The sequence below is a fragment of the Streptomyces sp. NBC_00663 genome, from assembly GCF_036226885.1.
Classification (GTDB): Bacteria; Actinomycetota; Actinomycetes; order Streptomycetales; family Streptomycetaceae; genus Streptomyces.
Genome location: NZ_CP109027.1, coordinates 5,018,903 through 5,034,806, shown reverse-complemented (window position 1 = coordinate 5,034,806; position 15,904 = coordinate 5,018,903). Strand labels below are relative to the sequence as shown.

General features: G+C 72.2%; 14 protein-coding genes, 2 tRNA genes and 1 other RNA gene. 4 read left to right on the top strand and 13 right to left on the bottom strand.

Features of this window, described 5'->3' with window-relative positions:
- Window position 1: 1 nt before the first annotated feature.
- The 3 genes from OG866_RS23030 to OG866_RS23020 all read left to right on the top strand — a co-directional run bounded on the left by OG866_RS23030 (window position 2) and on the right by OG866_RS23020 (window position 2,530).
- A complete protein-coding gene (locus tag OG866_RS23030; RefSeq protein ID WP_329344258.1) occupies window positions 2-1,207 on the top strand; it encodes a sensor histidine kinase in 1,206 nt (401 codons plus the stop codon).
- 615 nt (window positions 1,208-1,822) lie between these two features.
- Complete coding sequence (locus tag OG866_RS23025; RefSeq protein ID WP_329337374.1) at window positions 1,823-2,431, top strand: response regulator transcription factor; 609 nt, start codon at window positions 1,823-1,825, stop codon at window positions 2,429-2,431.
- 23 nt (window positions 2,432-2,454) lie between these two features.
- Window positions 2,455-2,530: transfer RNA gene (locus OG866_RS23020), tRNA-Gly, on the top strand.
- Window positions 2,531-2,572: 42 nt separating this feature from the next.
- Here OG866_RS23020 and OG866_RS23015 read toward each other — a convergent pair.
- The 6 genes from OG866_RS23015 to ffs all read right to left on the bottom strand — a co-directional run bounded on the left by OG866_RS23015 (window position 2,573) and on the right by ffs (window position 11,401).
- A complete protein-coding gene (locus OG866_RS23015; protein ID WP_329337372.1) occupies window positions 2,573-3,472 on the bottom strand; it encodes a phosphoribosylaminoimidazolesuccinocarboxamide synthase in 900 nt (299 codons plus the stop codon).
- Window positions 3,473-3,564: 92 nt separating this feature from the next.
- Entirely contained in the window at window positions 3,565-5,064 is a 1,500-nt protein-coding gene (locus OG866_RS23010) for a N,N-dimethylformamidase beta subunit family domain-containing protein (protein ID WP_329337371.1), read from the bottom strand.
- A gap of 186 nt (window positions 5,065-5,250) precedes the next feature.
- Complete coding sequence (locus OG866_RS23005; RefSeq protein ID WP_329344256.1) at window positions 5,251-7,068, bottom strand: hypothetical protein; 1,818 nt, start codon at window positions 7,066-7,068, stop codon at window positions 5,251-5,253.
- Between the two features lie 350 nt (window positions 7,069-7,418).
- Window positions 7,419-8,672: a phosphoribosylamine--glycine ligase gene (purD, locus tag OG866_RS23000; protein ID WP_329337369.1), complete on the bottom strand. Its 1,254-nt coding sequence runs from the start codon at window positions 8,670-8,672 to the stop codon at window positions 7,419-7,421.
- Window positions 8,673-8,915: 243 nt separating this feature from the next.
- Complete coding sequence (locus OG866_RS22995) at window positions 8,916-11,246, bottom strand: DNA polymerase III subunit gamma and tau (protein ID WP_329337368.1); 2,331 nt, start codon at window positions 11,244-11,246, stop codon at window positions 8,916-8,918.
- A gap of 56 nt (window positions 11,247-11,302) precedes the next feature.
- Window positions 11,303-11,401, bottom strand: an RNA gene (ffs, locus tag OG866_RS22990) — signal recognition particle sRNA small type.
- A gap of 72 nt (window positions 11,402-11,473) precedes the next feature.
- Between ffs and OG866_RS22985 the strand changes: the two genes are divergently transcribed.
- Window positions 11,474-11,561 (top strand) — tRNA-Ser (locus OG866_RS22985).
- Window positions 11,562-11,640: 79 nt separating this feature from the next.
- On the opposite strand, the gene OG866_RS22980 is transcribed toward OG866_RS22985, so the two are convergent.
- The 7 genes from OG866_RS22980 to OG866_RS22950 all read right to left on the bottom strand — a co-directional run bounded on the left by OG866_RS22980 (window position 11,641) and on the right by OG866_RS22950 (window position 15,865).
- The gene (locus tag OG866_RS22980; protein WP_329337366.1) at window positions 11,641-12,879 is read right to left on the bottom strand and encodes a tyrosine-type recombinase/integrase; all 1,239 of its coding nucleotides are present in this window, start codon (window positions 12,877-12,879) and stop codon (window positions 11,641-11,643) included.
- Window positions 12,880-12,889: 10 nt separating this feature from the next.
- On the bottom strand, window positions 12,890-13,123 hold the full coding sequence (locus OG866_RS22975; protein WP_329337364.1) for an excisionase family DNA-binding protein: 234 nt from the start codon (window positions 13,121-13,123) through the stop codon (window positions 12,890-12,892).
- On the bottom strand, window positions 13,116-14,414 hold the full coding sequence (locus OG866_RS22970) for a replication initiator (RefSeq protein ID WP_329344254.1): 1,299 nt from the start codon (window positions 14,412-14,414) through the stop codon (window positions 13,116-13,118). Before OG866_RS22970 ends, OG866_RS22975 begins: the two co-directional genes overlap by 8 nt.
- A 142-nt stretch (window positions 14,415-14,556) precedes the next feature.
- The gene (locus tag OG866_RS22965) at window positions 14,557-14,802 is read right to left on the bottom strand and encodes a SpdD protein (protein WP_266825092.1); all 246 of its coding nucleotides are present in this window, start codon (window positions 14,800-14,802) and stop codon (window positions 14,557-14,559) included.
- Between the two features lie 25 nt (window positions 14,803-14,827).
- Window positions 14,828-15,022, bottom strand: coding sequence for a hypothetical protein (locus OG866_RS22960; protein ID WP_046260712.1), 195 nt, complete (start codon window positions 15,020-15,022; stop codon window positions 14,828-14,830).
- 15 nt (window positions 15,023-15,037) lie between these two features.
- Entirely contained in the window at window positions 15,038-15,229 is a 192-nt protein-coding gene (locus OG866_RS22955; RefSeq protein WP_266825088.1) for a mobile element transfer protein, read from the bottom strand.
- 12 nt (window positions 15,230-15,241) lie between these two features.
- Window positions 15,242-15,865 (bottom strand): DUF2637 domain-containing protein, encoded by a 624-nt coding sequence (locus OG866_RS22950; protein ID WP_329337359.1) that lies wholly within the window; start codon window positions 15,863-15,865, stop codon window positions 15,242-15,244.
- Window positions 15,866-15,904: the final 39 nt, after the last annotated feature.

Genomic DNA, 15,904 nt, shown 5'->3' with positions numbered 1-15,904 from the left:
CATGCGCGAGCCGGGGAGCTGGTGGGGGCGGAAGAGCACGCCGGCGAAGGTCGAGACGTACACCCGGTGGTCCTTCCACTTCTTCGCGCTGATCGAGGTCGCCTCCATCGGGCTGCCGCTGGTCGGGGCGATGACGGCCTGGCTCGCGGCGCCGCTGCTGGTGCTGGTGGCCGCGCACGCCGTGGCCTGTGCCGTGACCGCCTCGCGGGCGCTGGACTGGACGCGTGGCCGGCGCGAGCAGCCCGTCCACATGCTGTGGACACTCGGCGCGATCACCGCCGCGGTCGCCGTCGCCGCGATCGGCGTCTCCGAGCGCGGGCCCGGCGGGGACGACGTGGACACCGCGGCCGGCGGTGTCTTCGGGGTCGTCCTGATCTTCGGCGCCGGGGTCATCGCGCTGGGCGTGCGCGAGCGGCGGCGGGTGTACGCCGTCGTCGCCGGGTTCGCGGCCGGGGCCGGGGTCGTGGCCCTCCCCCTGGGGCTGCCGGCGCCCGCCACGCTGGTGACGATGCTGATGGTGCTGCTCGGCGGCGGGTTCCTCGCCTTCACCTCCGTCTTCTCCGTCTGGCTCCTCAACGCCGTCTACGAACTCGACGAGGCCCGCGAGACCCGGGCCCGGCTCGCCGTCGCCGAGGAGCGGCTGCGGTTCGGACGCGATCTGCACGACGTCATGGGCCGCAACCTCGCGGTGATCGCGCTGAAGAGCGAACTCGCCGTACAGCTGACCCGGCGCGGGCGGCCCGAGGCCGAGGAGCAGATGATCGAGGTGCAGCGCATCGCGCAGGAGTCGCAGCGCGAGGTGCGGGAGGTCGTACGGGGCTATCGGGAGGCCGACCTGGGGGTCGAACTCGCCGGGGCGCAAGGGGTGTTGGAGGCGGCCGGGATCTCGTGCACGGTCAGCGGCGAGGTGGCCGGGCTACCACTGGACGTGCAGTCGGCGCTCGGCTGGGTGGTCCGGGAGGCGACGACCAACGTCCTGCGGCACGGGGATGCCAAGCGGTGCACGGTGGCCGTACAGAGGTCGGGCGAAGGTGTGGTGCTGACGGTGGAGAACGACGGGGCCGCCGGCCCGTCCGGGCCGGGAGGATCCGGGCTCGCCGGGCTGCGGGAACGGCTGGCGGCGGTGGACGGGACGCTGGAGGCGGGACCTGTGCGGGAGGGTGTGTTCCGCTTGGTGGCCCAGGTGGGGGCGGAGGCGGTCTCGTGACGGTCGGGCGGGCCGGCCCAGGTGGAGGCGGGGGCGATCTCGTGACGGTCGGACGGGCGGGCCCAGGTGGAGGCGGGGGCGATCTCGTGACGGTCGGACGGGCGGGCCCAGGTGGAGGCGGAGGCGATCTCGTGACGGTCGGACGGGCCGGCCCAGGTGGAGGCGGAGGCGGTCTCGTGACGGTCGGGCGGGTGGGACCGGGTGGGGGCGGAGGCGGTCTCGTGGCAGCTGGGCGGGTGGGCCCAGGCGGGGGCGGAGGCGGACTCGTGACAGTCGGGCGGGCGGGCCCAGGCGGGGACGGAAGCGGTCCCGTGGCAGTCGGGCGGGCGGGCCCAGGCGGGGACGGAAGCGGTCCCGTGGCAGTCGGGCGGGCGGGCCCAGGCGGGGACGGAAGCGGTCCCGTGGCAGTCGGGCGGGCGGGCCCAGGCGGGGACGGAAGCGGACTCGTGACGGTCGGGCGGGCGGGCGGGGACGGAAGCGGACTCGTGACGGTCGGGCGGGCGGGCCCAGGCGGGGACGGAGGCGGACTCGTGACGGTCGGGCGGACCCAGGTGGGGGCGGAGGCGGTCTCGTGATGGTGGGGCTGGTGGGCCGGGTGTCGGTGGAGGTGGGCTTGTGACCGTACGGCTGCTGCTTGCCGATGATGAGCATCTGATCCGGGGGGCGCTGGCCGCGCTGCTGTCGCTGGAGGAGGATCTGGCGGTTGTCGCTCAGGCCGCGTCCGGGCCCGAGGCGTTGGCGATGGCCCGGGCGCACGAACCGGATGTGGCGGTGCTCGATCTTCAGATGCCGGGGGCGGACGGTGTGAAGGTCGCCACATCGCTGCGGACCGAACTGCCCGGCTGCCGGGTGCTGATCGTGACCAGTCATGGTCGCCCCGGACATCTGAAGCGGGCGCTTGAGGCGGGTGTGCGCGGGTTCGTCCCCAAGACGGTGAGCGCGCAGAAGCTCGCCGAGATCATCCGCACGGTGCATGCCGGACAGCGGTATGTGGACCCGGAGTTGGCCGCCGACGCGATCTCCGCCGGGGACTCCCCGCTGACCGCGCGCGAGGCCGAGGTGCTGGAACTCGCCGCCGACGGGGCGCCCGTCGCGGAGATCGCCGAGCGGGCCGCGCTGTCCCAGGGGACCGTACGGAACTATCTGTCGTCGGCCGTCTCGAAGCTCGGGGCGGAGAACCGGCACACCGCCGTACGTCTCGCGCGCGAGCGAGGTTGGGTATAGTGGACTTCGCGCTTCGGCGCAGTGCGAACGTAGCTCAGTTGGTAGAGCGCAACCTTGCCAAGGTTGAGGTCGCGAGTTCGAACCTCGTCGTTCGCTCCACTTCAAAGGCCCCGGTCATCGACCGGGGCCTTTGTCATGCGGTCAGCTCCAGCTCATGCCGGTCAGACGCTCGTACGCCTCGATGTACTTGGCGCGCGTCCGGTCCACGACCTCCTGCGGCAGCGCCGGCGGCGGCTGCTCACTCTTGCGGTCCCAGCCGGAGGCCGGCGAGGTCAGCCAGTCACGCACGAACTGCTTGTCGTACGACGGCTGCGCATGCCCCGGCTCCCACGACTCGGCCGGCCAGAAGCGGGAGGAGTCCGGGGTGAGGACCTCGTCGCCGATGACGAGGGTCTCGCCGTCGAAGCCGAACTCGAACTTGGTGTCCGCGAGCAGGATGCCCCGGTCGCGGGCGATGTCCCGGCCGCGGGTGTAGACGGCGAGGGTGGCCTGGCGCAGCTGGGCGGCGGTGTCCGCGCCGACCTGGCGGGCGACCTCCTCGTACGACACGTTCTCGTCGTGCTCGCCGACCGCGGCCTTGGTGGCCGGGGTGAAGATCGGGGCGGGGAGCTCGCTGCCGTCGCTCAGGCCCTCGGGGAGGGCGAGGCCGCAGACAGTGCGGGAGTCGTTGTACTCGACCAAGCCGGAGCCGGTCAGGTAGCCGCGGGCCACGCATTCCACCGGGACCATCTGAAGCGACTTGCAGACCACCGTGCGGCCCGCCCAGTCGGCGGGGGCGCCCTCGGGCAGCTCGGTGCTGATGATGTGGTTCGGGATCAGGTCGGCGAGCTGGTCGAACCACCACAGGGAGAGCTGGGTGAGGACACGGCCCTTGTCGGGGATCTCGGTGGGCAGCACCCAGTCGTACGCGGAGATGCGGTCGCTGGCGACCATCACGAGGTCGCCCGCCTCGTTCTGGTACAGCTCGCGCACCTTGCCGGTGTGCAGATGCACCAGACCCGGAACCTGGATCGGCTCGGGCTTTTCTACGAATCCGGACACGGTTCCTCCCCGTGGTTCTGTCCAACGGGTCGATTGTCCCTTATAAGGGGCTGACCTTGGACTTGGGGTCGGTCAGACCTCTGGCTGTGGTGTCAGTCGCGCTTGCAGATGCGGTCCAGGAGGTTGGCCGTGGCGCGCTGGACGCGGGTGTCCACATGGCCCGGGCGGTCCAGGGACGGGGACCAGGCGAACGTCCCCGACGCGAAGACCAGGGCGCCCGAGGGGGCGCGGTAGAGGGAGGTCTCCTGGTGACGGAGGGCGCCCTCGCTGTCGGCGTACGGGGAGTGCGCGAGCAGGATGCGGTCGTCGTGCTCGGGGAGCGCGGTGCGCGGGAAGTAGCGGTCGGCCTCGCCCGCGACCAGGCCCTCGATCTCGTCGCCGTCATGGGCGCCGGTCGCCTCCCACAGCCAGTGGCCGGCATTGCGCACGACCAGGGGGTGGGGGTCGGGGACGCGGCCCGCGTACTGGATGCCGACCAGCTGCTGCTCGGGGCGGTCGATCTCGCGCCACAGCACCGGGCGGCCGGGGCCCCTGCGTTTGCGGCAGGTCAGCAGGCGGTCGGGGACGCCGGACGGGGACGGGCCCAACTCCACCTGCCAGTACATGGTGTTGGCGGAGAGGAAGACCAGCGAGGTGCCGTGGTCCCTCGCCCGCTCCACCGTGCGGCGCATGTTCGCCGACCAGTACTCGTCGTGGCCGGGGAAGACCAGGCCGCGGTAGCGGGTGGGGTCGACGCGGCCGGAGTGCAGGTCGCGGGCGTCGGCGTAGGCGAGGTCGTAGCCGTAGCGCTCGGCCCAGCGGATGAAGTCGTAGGCGTGGCCGACGTGCAGCGGCAGGCCCGCGCCCGCGTACGGGCGGTCGAAGGAGACGGTGGTCGCCGCGTCGGACTCGCCGAGGAGACGGCCGTCCTCGTCCCAGGCGTGGTAGAGGCTGGCGCCGGTGCGGCCGTCCTCGGGGTAGAGGTTGTACGCCTGCCAGGTGACGTCCGGGAGGAGCAGGAGCAGGTCGGCCGGCTGGTCGTGGCGGACGGTGAAGGGGACGTGGGAGCGGTAGCCGTCGGCGGTGGTGAGGACGGCCACGTACGCCCCGATGCTCCAGTAGGAGGGGATCTGGAGGCGCCAGCTCAGCCACCAGTGGTGGCAGGAGACCGTACGGTCCGCGGTGAGGGGCGGGGGCTGGACGATGCCCGAGAGGCGCGGGCTGGTGGTGATCTTCGCCGCGCCGTCGCCGCCGTAGTGGCCGATGCGGTAGACGTCGACGCTGAATTCCTGGGGCGGGTCGACCGTGACGTGGAAGTCGATGGCCTCGCCGGGGGCGGCCGCGCCGGTGGAGGCGAAGCCCTTGATCTGGCGGCGGACGTCATCGGCGGCGCGGGGGCCGCCGGCGCTTCGGGGGGCGGGGATCCGGGCGCCCGTGGCTCCGGCCGGGGGCTGGGGTGGGGTGGGGTCCACATACCAGGGGACGACCTGGCCCGTGTCGTCGAAGTAGGTCTCGCTGCCTCGGAGCCAGGGGAGGGGGCCCTGGCCGAAGGGGTCCGTCACGGCATGCGCCAGGGCTCCCGACTCCCAGCGGCGGATCGGCTCCGAACCCATGGCTGCTCCCCTCCCTCGTGCCCCCGTGTGGTCGTGCGCGCGTTTGTCTTATGTCGTAAGCCCTTGCCATGTGCGCGATCGGTCCCAGCACATCACATTACGCACGCAGGCTGTCACTATTCGTTGCGAATTGGCCGAAAGTGGAATCCGGGCTTCCGATACGGCCGGCCTCAGCGCCTCAGAGCCTCAGACGAGGCGGAGCGGCTTCTCCGGGCGTATGCCTGCCTGGGTGAGCCAATGGCGCAGCGGGGTGGGGTCGCCGTCCTCGATGAGGCTGAGGACCCCGGGGGCGAGGTCCGGGGCCCGTTCGCCGTCGATGAGGAGGGTCGGGCCGTCCAGCCAGTCCAGGCCGGGGATGGCGCCGGCGGTGTCCATCGCGGCGCAGCAGACCATCGCGGTGACGTGGTCGGTGAGGAGTTCGCGGGCGGTGCGCGGGGGTTGGAGCGGGAAGAGCGGGAGGGTGGTGTCGTCCCAGGGGGGTGGGGTGTCGGAGGCCTTCGCCGTGGGCGCCGTGGGGGCCGTGGGCGCGGTGGCTTCCTCGCGGGCCAGTTCGGTGGTGAGGGCCGCGGCGAGGGTGGCGGTGCGTTCGTTGTCGAACTCGGCTTCGGCTTCGGCCTCCGCCTCGGCTTCTGTTCCTGTTCCTGTTCCTGCTTCTGCTTCTGCTTCTGCTTCTGCTTCTGCTTCGACGGTCCCGGTCCCGGGATCAGGGGGCGGTGTGGGCTGCTGGAGGCCCGGGGTCGCCAGGTAGTCCAGGACCCGCGACAACGTGGGGCCCGCCGGTTCCGGGGCCATGGGAGGCGGGGTGTGGTGGATGCCCTGGGCGTCCAGGACTCGGTGGAGGCGGGCCGCGTCCAGGCGCCACTTCCGGTCCACCACCTCTTCCGGGTACTCCTGCCAGTCGACCGGGGCCCAGTCCGGGCCGCGCTCGGCCGGGCCGCCGTGGAAGAGGCGAGCGGCGAGGAGGGAGGCCGCCTCGTCGATCGCGCCGGGTTCCTCCAGGAGGTCGCAGGCCGGGCGCTCACCCAGGCGCGAGGCGAAGCCCTCGGCCAGCCGGTCGCGGCGGGACAGCTCCGTCAGCGCGGCCACCACTCCGGCGTCGAGGCGGGAGGGCCAGCGGCCCATGCGCCAGGCGGGAAGCGCGACGCGGGTCAGGAGGCGGTCCCAGCCCGCGTACGCCAGGCCCACCTGCTCCTGCGCGACGATCCGCAGGCCGTAGTCCACCGCCTGCGCGCGCTCGGCCGCCGCGGCGGCCACCCCGCGCTCCATCAGCGCCGCGTGCTCCCGGCAGCTGCGCAGCAGCAGCCGCGCCACCCAGCCGACGCCCGCGCAGACCGCGCGGGTCAGCGGGCAGCGCCCGGAGGTGGAGGAGACGGCGACCGCGGCGTCCAGACCCCGCACGAAACGGCGGGCCGCGGCTATGTCGGGGTGGGCCGAGGGGCCCGTACCGGCGACGACGGGGGCGAGGACGGCGCGGAGCTCGCCCACGCGCATCCACCACAGGAACGGGGAGCCGATGACGAGGACGGGGGCCGCGGTCGTACGGCGGTTCGCGCCGCGGGCGCCGGTGAGCTCGTCCCGGTCGGACTGCGGAGGCGGGCCGTGGGCCGGATGGGTGCGGTCCTCCAGCCAGCTGTCGCAGTCCGGGGTGAGCGCTATCGCGGAGGGGGCGGGGACGTCGAGGCGGTCGGCCAGGTCGCGCACCATGCGGTACAGGTCCGGGGCGGACTCCTCGGCGATCGGGACCGTCGGACTCACCGCGGGGCGGGCGCGCGCGACGACCAGGGCGATGACGGCGGCGGCTGTCAGGACGAGGACGGCGAGTGGTGTGACGGTCCAGCGGGCGGCATGCCAGCCGGGGCCCACCAGATGGCCGGTGGTCCCGCCCGCGTACAGCACCACGGCGAACGCGGCGGGCAGCAGGGCGACGGCCAGCGCGCGACTGCGGATGCGCAGCACGGCCAGCGCCCGGGAACGGGCGGCCTGTGCGCCCGCCTCCACACCCATACCGGTCACGACCGGAATCGCCCCCTCCCTGCTGTCCTGGCGTTGCTCATTCCCCCACTGTGGCACCCACCACCGACATCGCAATGCCGGTGGGCCAAGTGCCGGAACGCTTGCGCCGCACCCTAGTTGGGCCCTTGGCCTCCGTCAGCAGGAAAAGACATCGGTCACTCGATGGAATGGCTTTGGGGAAAGGTGGATGACGGACAGCGAGGATCAGGCCCTCGATCTTGACTTGGATTCAGTCACGTTCCTCGTCCCTTTCACAGTGGCGCAGAAGGGGCAGGCCCCGAATCCAGAGACGGATTCGGGGCCTGCTCGGTTCATCGGATCCCGTGGCCGGGTACGGCGGTTCAGGCGCCGGACGCCACCTTCGCGGCAATGTCCGTGCGGTGCTGGGAGCCGTCGAGGTGGATGCGTCCGACGGCGGTGTACGCGCGGTCGCGGGCCTCGTGAAGGTCCTCGCCGGTCGCCGTGACGGACAGGACACGGCCGCCGGCGCTGACCACGGCGTCACCGTCGTGCTTGGTGCCGGCGTGCAGGACATAGGCGTGCGGGGCGTCCTCGGCGGCCACCGCGTCGAGGCCCGTGATCGGGTCGCCGGTGCGCGGGGTGCCAGGGTAGTTGTGCGAGGCGATGACCACGGTCACCGCGGCGTCCTCGCTCCAGCGCAGCGGCGGCAGGTCGGCGAGGTCGCCCTTGGCGGCGGCCAGCAGGAGACCGGCCAGCGGGGTCTTCAGGCGGGCCAGGACCACCTGGGTCTCCGGGTCGCCGAAGCGGGCGTTGAACTCGATGACACGGACGCCGCGGCTGGTGATCGCGAGGCCGGCGTAGAGAAGGCCGGAGAACGGGGTGCCGCGGCGGCGCATCTCGTCGACGGTCGGCTGGAGGACGGTGTCGAGGACCTCCTCCACCAGCTTGGGGTCCGCCCACGGCAGCGGGGAGTACGCGCCCATGCCGCCGGTGTTCGGGCCCTCGTCGCCGTCGAGGGCGCGCTTGAAGTCCTGGGCGGGCTGGAGGGGGACGACGGTCTCGCCGTCGGTGACGGCGAAGAGGGAGACCTCGGGGCCGTCCAGGAACTCCTCGATGACGACGCGGTCGCAGGCGTTGGCGTGCGCCCTGGCGGCCTCCAGGTCGTCGGTGACCACGACGCCCTTGCCGGCGGCGAGGCCGTCGTCCTTGACGACGTACGGGGCGCCGAAGGCGTCGAGAGCCTCGTCGACCTCGTCGGGGTTCGTGCAGACGTAGGAGCGGGCGGTCGGCACACCGGCGCCGGCCATCACGTCCTTGGCGAAGGCCTTGGAGCCCTCCAGCTGCGCGGCCTCCTTCGAGGGGCCGAAGACCGGGACACCCAGCTCGCGCACGGCATCGGCGACACCGGCGACAAGCGGCGCCTCCGGGCCTACGACGACGAGCTCGGCGCCGAGCTCACCGGCCAGCGCGGCGACGGCCTCGCCGTCCAGGGCGTCGACCTGGTGCAGCTCGGCGACCTCGGCGATGCCGGCGTTGCCGGGGGCGCAGTACAGCGCGGTGACGTCGGGGTCGAGGGACAGGGAGCGGCACAGGGCGTGTTCGCGGGCGCCGCTGCCGATGACAAGGACCTTCACGGGGTTCAGGGTAACCGGCGTGGAGGGCGTGGCTTTGTGCGGGTTGCTGAGGGCGGGGGCGTGGGCGCCTTGTGCGTTCCTCTAACGCCCTCTGCTTGAAGGGAGCCGCGGCCTCTGCCTGGAGGGAACCGCGGGAGGAATGCCGGCCGGCTACGCGTTCGCGCACCTACCCGTTCGCGCCCTTGCTCGCCCGCGCCCTACTCGTTCGCGCCCCTACTCGTTCGCTCCCGGCTCGCCCGCGCCCTACTCGTTCGTGAACTCCTCCATCACCGTCGCCCCGAGCTCCCGCACGATCAGTTCACGGCCGGACAGGGCCGATTCGTTGAGGTCGGGGTCGTCGTCCTCCGGGATGTCGTCCTCAGGGGAGACCGGGGGCGGCTCCGGGGCGGAGGGCTGCGGCGCCGGGGCCGGGGGCGCCGGAGCGGGGGTCGCCCGGGCCGGTGCGGGGGATGCCGGGGCCTGCTGGGACGCCTGGGGGCGTGCGGCGGGGGCCGGGGACGGCGACGCGGCTGCGCCGTAGCCGCTGGGGCCGCCCGGGGCGCCGCCACCGCCGTAGCCACCGCCGAAGTTCTGTGTCGCGCCCCCCGTCTGCGGTGGGGCGGAGCCGCCCGACGCGTCGACGAGCGCCTCGATCTTCCACTGCACGCTGAACTGCTCGGCCAGCGACTGCTTCAGGACCTCCTCGCTGCCGCTGCTCACGAAGTTGTCGCGGGCACCGGCGTTGACGAAGCCGAGCTGGAGGGTGGTGCCGTCGAAGCCCGCCACCTGGGCGTTCTGGCTGAGCAGGATCCAGGTGAAGCGGCGGCGGTTCTTGACGGCCTCCAGGATGTTCGGCCAGAGCATGCGGGGGTCGAGGCCACCGGCCGGGGGTGCGTAGGCGGCCGCGGCCGCGGGGGGCGCGGTCTGCGGGGTGGGTGCCGGGGTGGCGGCGACGGGCTGGGGTGCGGCGGGGGTGCTCGGTGCGGCCGGGGGCTGGGCACCGCCGCCCGCCGGGGTTGCCGTGGGCCAGCCGCCGGGGCGTCGGCCGCCGCCCGCGGGCGCGGCCGTGGGCCAGGCGCCGGGCGCGGGGCCGGAGGCAGGGGTGGGGGCAGGGGTAGCGGTAGGCGCTGGTGCGGGAGGGGGTGGGGTGGCGTCCGTCGGAGGCATGGCGGCCGGGGCTGCGGGGGCGGCGGGCTGAGGCGCCACGGGCATCCCTTGAACCGGCTGGCTTGGCTCACCTTCCTGACCCTGCTGGCCCTGCTGCATCGACTGGGCCGGCGCTCCCCCGGCCGGGCCTCCGCCCCGTACCGCCGCCCGTGCCGCCGCGGCGCCGCCGCCCGGTGGGAGCGGGGTGGCGGCGGGCATGGGTGCGTGGGCGTCAGGGGCGGGGACGTAAGCCATCGCGGGCGCGGCACCGGCGCCCCCGGCGGAGAAGTTGACGCCCCGCTCCAGGCGGTCCAGGCGGGCCATCACCGAGCGTTCGTCGCCGTAGGCGGCGGGCAGCAGCACGCGCGCGCAGATCAGCTCCAGCTGGAGGCGCGGGGACGTGGCGCCGCGCATCTCCGTGAGGCCCGCGTTGACGAGGTCGGCGGCGCGGCTGAGCTCGGCCGCGCCGAAGGTGCCGGCCTGGGCCTGCATGCGTTCCAGGACGTCGGCCGGGGCGTCGATGAGCCCCGTCTCCGTGGCGTCGGGGACGGCGGCGAGGATGACGAGGTCGCGCAGGCGCTCCAGGAGGTCGGCGACGAAGCGACGCGGGTCGTTGCCGCCCTCGATGATCCGGTCCACGACCTCGAAGGCGGCGGCGCCGTCGCCTGTGGCGAAGGCCTCGACGACGGAGTCCAGGAGCGAGCCGTCCGTGTAGCCGAGGAGGGAGGTGGCCATGGCGTATGTCACACCCTCCTCGCGCGCACCGGCGAGGAGCTGGTCCATGACGGACATGGAGTCACGCACGGAGCCCTGCCCCGCGCGGACGACCAGGGGCAGCACACCCTCCTCGACGGGGATGTTCTCCTTCCCGCACACCTCACCGAGGTACTCCCTCAGCGTCCCCGGCGGCACGAGCCGGAAGGGGTAGTGGTGGGTCCGCGAGCGGATGGTGCCGATGACCTTCTCGGGCTCGGTCGTGGCGAAGATGAACTTGAGGTGCTCCGGGGGCTCCTCGACGACCTTCAGCAGGGCGTTGAAGCCCGCCGACGTGACCATGTGGGCCTCGTCGATGATGTAGATCTTGTACCGGCTGCTCGCGGGGCCGAAGAAGGCCTTCTCGCGCAGCTCACGGGCGTCGTCCACGCCTCCGTGGGACGCGGCGTCGATCTCGATGACGTCGATGGAGCCGGGGCCGTTGCGCGCGAGGTCCTGGCAGGACTGGCACTCGCCGCACGGGGTGGGCGTGGGACCTTGCTCACAGTTCAGACAGCGCGCCAGGATGCGCGCGCTCGTCGTCTTGCCGCAACCGCGCGGACCGCTGAACAGGTACGCGTGATTGACCCGGTTGTTCCGCAGCGCCTGCTGCAACGGGTCGGTGACATGCTCCTGCCCGATGACCTCGGCGAACGACTCCGGGCGATAGCGGCGGTACAGCGCGAGAGACGACACGCATACGAGGTTATAGGCGCCCACTGACAACCCGGGCCCGCGGAGACTCCCCCGACCACGCAAGCGCCCCCCACGCACCCGCCAGAGCCGACCTACCCTTGCTGCCTTCCGGCCCTGGGGGAGTTCAGTCAGATAGCGCCGCGTGAGGGGCTGCCCAAACAGTACCCGATGGCCGGGGGTGGGAACGAGTTCGCGAGCACTCCTCAACGTCTTGTATTGTTTGCGGCGGAGGATTCGCCTAGAGGCCTAGGGCGCACGCTTGGAAAGCGTGTTGGGGGCAACCCCTCACGAGTTCGAATCTCGTATCCTCCGCCAGTGCCTCACCGGGCACGATGTCGAAGGGCCCCGCTGCTTGCAGCGGGGCCCTTCGTCGTTGTCCGTCTCAGTTTCCGTCTCAGTTCGTCTTCGGGAGCTCCCAGAGAGCGTCGCCGACTTGCTGGGCCACCTTCCGCAGCAGCGTTCCAGTGACGTGCATGTACCGGGCGCGCATCCTCGCCGCTCCCCCGGGCTCCCAGCCCATGATCGCGTCGACCACGACGTCCGGGACGCCGAGGATCAGGAGGACGGTCGCGGCGGTGTGGCGAGCGTCATGGAGACGGCCGTCTCGTACGCCCGCGTCTCGCAGCAGTCGCTTCCAGACGTGGAAGTCCGTGTTCGGGCTCAGAGGGCCGCCGGTCGGGGAGGCGAAGACGTATCCCTTGTCCTCCCAGTCGGCACCGGCCGCCATCCTTTCCTTCTCCTGTACGTCCTGATGTTGGCGGAGGAGCTTGATCAGCGGGTCAGGCAGACCGATCGTGCGACGCCCGGCGCGGGACTTGGTGGACTTGTGCTCGCGGCGGGTCTGCTGTTTCTGGGGGCAGTAGCCAGCTTTCCGGCCGCACGGGTTGTCTCCACAGCCGTGGGCGTACTTGGGGCGGAGACGGTTCTTGCGGATGCGGACGTATCCCGCGTCCAGGTCGACGTCTTCCCAGTGGAGCCCGAGCGCCTCCCCCTGGCGGAGGCCGAGCGCCAGGGCGACGACCCAGCGCGTGCTGTTCCTGAGCTTGGCGGCCTCCACGAGCAGGCTTTGAACCTCCTCGATCGTGAACGGCTCGATGTCCTCTTCTTCGAGACGCGGAGCCTTGGCGATCTCGGCCACGTTGGTGGCGACGTGCCCACGCCGCTTGGCCTCACCGAGGGCCACCCGGACCGTTCGGTGAGCGTGGTGAGCGGTGCCGGCGGAGCTCCCGGCGTCCTGCATCTTCCGGTAGAAGCGCTCCAGGTGCTCGGGCTCCAGCTTGTCGAGCTTGTGAGCGCCTAGGCCAGGGACGAGATGCACACGTACGTCGACCTCGTAGCCGTCGTACGTGTTCTCAGAGACGTACGGCTTGGCGATGTTCTCGACCCAGTGCTCAAGCCAGGCCTGGACGGTCCAGCTCTGGCCCGGCTTCCTGAGCTTCTTCTCGTCCCGGGCCCGCTCCATGTCACGGACGGCCCTGGTCACCTCGGCCTTGGTCTTGCGCTCGATGTGGCGACGGTCCGGCTTGCCGTCATCGCGGACCCCGACCGTCACTCGGCCGTGCCACTTGCCGTCCTTGCCGAAGTAGATGGAGGAGGCCCCGTTGGGCTGACGACTGCGCTTGTTCTCTGCCATGGCTTCCCCCTCAAGCAGCTTCGGCGGGTCGGTAGCGGAGTTTCGCGACGTAAGCGGGCACGGCATCGGCGGGGACTCGACGCAGCCTCCCGACCATGACGGACTCGATCTCTCCGGCGAGGACGAGCCGGAAGCAGGTCGTACGACCAATCCGGAGCCGTCGGGCCGCTTCCTCGACGGTCAGCAGGGCCAAGGACGGATCGAACTGTTCGGGCACGACAGCGACGACGCGGGGCTCAGCCACGGGTGGGCTCTCCTTCCGTTCCGGGGGCGGGGTCGAGGGATGCGGACAGCCAGGCTTCGGCGTCGGAGAGGCCTGTTCCGGCGAAGACCCAGTGCGCGAGGACGTACGTCGTCTCGGGTTCGCGCGTGGGCGGGGCGGCTTGTGCGCGGCGCCATTCGGCGCGGGCGTCGCGGAGGGCGCCGAGGGTGGTGGAGTAGCGGCGGGACTTGGTGGAGAAGTGGCCGCGGAAGCCGAGCATGTGGGCCCAGGCGCGTAGGCGGAGGTGTTCGAGGTCTTTACGGGCGCCGAGGGTCCAGGCGGTTCGGACCAGGCGGCGGGCGTGGTCGCTGATGTCGAGCTGGGCCAGCTCGGCGGCGAACTTGAGCGGGCGGTCGAGAGCTCCCGTGGCTGTCTCGGCTCCCTTGGTCGCGTACTTGGCGATGTACGCGGCGACGGCTCGCTCGGTCAGCTCCTGGCCGTCGTTGAAGTCGGCGGAGCGGATGGTGCGGACGTCGAGTTGGCGGCCGAAGGTGAAGGTGTGGGTGCGGCCGTCGATGGTCGGGCCGTCCACGCTCGTCTTGGAGGCGGCGGCGCCTACGGCGTCGGTGAGCAGCTCGGCGGTGGCCCAGGTCGGGGGCGGGGTGTCGCCGCCTCCAGGGCCGTCGAGGCGTATGACCGCGTGGAAGTGGACGGCACCGCGCTTCTGGTACTCGGCGACCTTGGCGAAGGACACGCGCGCGTGGTCGCGAAGCCTGCGCTGGGAGAGGCCGGCGCGCTTGGCGACCTCACGGCGCAGGTACGTCGAGAAGCGTCGCCAGAGGGCGCCCGCGTGGGCATTCCAAAGAACGGCTGCTTCGTAGTCGTAGGTGTCCGGGTTGAGTGGGGTGCCGAGTGCTTCGTCGTCCTGGTCGTGGTGAACGCCGCAGCGGCAGGGGCGGCCGTCGGTGCGGCGGTTGTGGACCGGGCCGAAGCCGGGGGCGGTGAAGGTGGCGAACACGCGGGGGTGAGCGGCGACGTGTTCCGGGGTGCCCTTGCCGCCACGCAGTCCAGCGGTGATCAGGTGGAAGGTGTCGCGGCGGTAGACCTCGGCGCAGGCCGGGCAGCGGGTCGTACGGCGGTTGTTGCAGCGGACGAGGAGTTGGCCGGCCGGGAGGCTGGTCGAGTCGAGGTGGTGGACGAGGGCGCCGATCTCTCCGGTCGTGGTGTCGACGTCGTACTCGGTGCGGTGGCCGTCGAGGCGGATGGGGTGGGTGCAGCCGCCGAGGGTGGAGAGCTGGCGGAGGATACCCGGGAGCGCGCCTTGCGAGGCCAGGTTCGCGAGTTCCGGGAGTGGGGCCGGAGTGGTGCGGGTGAAGATGGCGTTTCTCCTTCTGGCTGGCTAGGTCGGGAGGAACAGGCCCCAGGGCGGCGTGATGCTTGGTCGAGCGACGCCGCCCCGGAGGTCTGGCGGGGGCTCAGCGCCGGTGCTGCTCGCGGAGCAGGGAGCGCAGGACCACGGCGGCCACGGCTACGGAGATGGCCGTGACGGCGACGGCCGCCAGGAGCGCGGTGAGGACGACTCCGCCGACGACCAGGGCGACGACGGTCTTCTGATCGATGGAGACCGACGGGAGCGAGCGCCGTACGGGCATCGGGTCGGCCGGGGCGTGGGTGTGCGCGGGCGGCGGGGTCGGGTTGTCGGGGTACTTGGGCAGGAACACGGCGGCGTTCTCCTTATCTACTCGTCTAGTCGTGTGAGCCGTTGATGATGTCCACGCCGGAGCGCGTGCCGGACTCCACGGCGGGGGCCATAAAGGTGCGGGAGAGCAGGAAGCCGAAGAGGGCGATCAGTACGACGACCCAGGTACGGACGCCGAGGAACTTGACCGCTCCCCAGGCGAAGAAGCCGAGGATGAAGACGAGCGGCAGGCTGACGGTCACGGGTGCGAGGTCCTCTCAGCGGACAGGGCAGCGATGGGTGTTGGCGGCCAGTTCGGCGGCGGCGCGGCTGTCGTAGTCGGAGGAGAAGCCGCAGCGCGGGGCGGTGCAGGCGGCGGTGTGCTTCTCGCGGCCCCGTTGGTCGTACGAGGTGGCGACCTGGACGGGGCCGATGCGGGTGACGTTGCGGAAGCGGCGGTTGGCGGGCATGTGGATCTCCTCTCAGAGCTGGGCGGCGATGGCTTCGGCCATGGGTGCGGGGACGCCGAGGCGGGCGCGGAGGGTTGGGGTGTCGATCGGGGTGCCGGTGCGGGTGTGGTGTTCGGTGGCGATCTTGCGGGCGTGGTCGACCAGGGCGGCCGGGACGGGTACGGCGGGGCGCTCGGGCGGCGCTTCGATGGCTGGTTGGGCGGGTGGCTCGGGGGTGGGTTCGGGCGCGTCCTCCTGGTCCTCGATGACCTCGGTGTCGTTGGCCGGTGTCGTCGGGGTGGAGTGGGCGAGGAGTGTTCCGCCGAGAAAGGCGACCGCGGGCCAGCCCGCGACGAGGATGCGCAGCCAGGCCGGCACGTGGTCCAGGTTGAGCAGTCCAGCAGTGGCGACGTTCGCGCCGAGGGATGCGGCGAGTGCGATGACGAACCAGCACCACCCGGACGCTTTCGCCTCACCGGACCGGAGTCGGCGCCAGGCGGCGACGAGCAGCAGGTCGACGGAGATGGGGTAGGCCCACGCTTTCCATCCGTCCTGTCCGGCCGCCGAGGCGATGTCGTGGATGTGGGCGAAGGACAGCGCGGCGGCGATCAGCGCCTGGACGAGCACCGCGTCGACGCGGGCCAGTTGGGCGCGCATGAGCGGCTCCTTCCGGGTTCAGGCATGGGAGGGGTAGGG

What these genes read in the sequence shown, in the direction of transcription:
- OG866_RS23005 (WP_329344256.1), bottom strand. Translation starts at nt 7,068, where the DNA reads ATGGGTGTGGAGGCGGGCGCACAGGCCGCCCGTTCCCGGGCGCTGGCC.
- OG866_RS22955 (WP_266825088.1), bottom strand. Translation starts at nt 15,229, where the DNA reads ATGCCCGCCAACCGCCGCTTCCGCAACGTCACCCGCATCGGCCCCGTC.
- OG866_RS23030 (WP_329344258.1), top strand. Translation starts at nt 2, where the DNA reads ATGCGCGAGCCGGGGAGCTGGTGGGGGCGGAAGAGCACGCCGGCGAAG.
- OG866_RS22950 (WP_329337359.1), bottom strand. Translation starts at nt 15,865, where the DNA reads ATGCGCGCCCAACTGGCCCGCGTCGACGCGGTGCTCGTCCAGGCGCTG.
- OG866_RS22980 (WP_329337366.1), bottom strand. Translation starts at nt 12,879, where the DNA reads ATGGCAGAGAACAAGCGCAGTCGTCAGCCCAACGGGGCCTCCTCCATC.
- OG866_RS23010 (WP_329337371.1), bottom strand. Translation starts at nt 5,064, where the DNA reads ATGGGTTCGGAGCCGATCCGCCGCTGGGAGTCGGGAGCCCTGGCGCAT.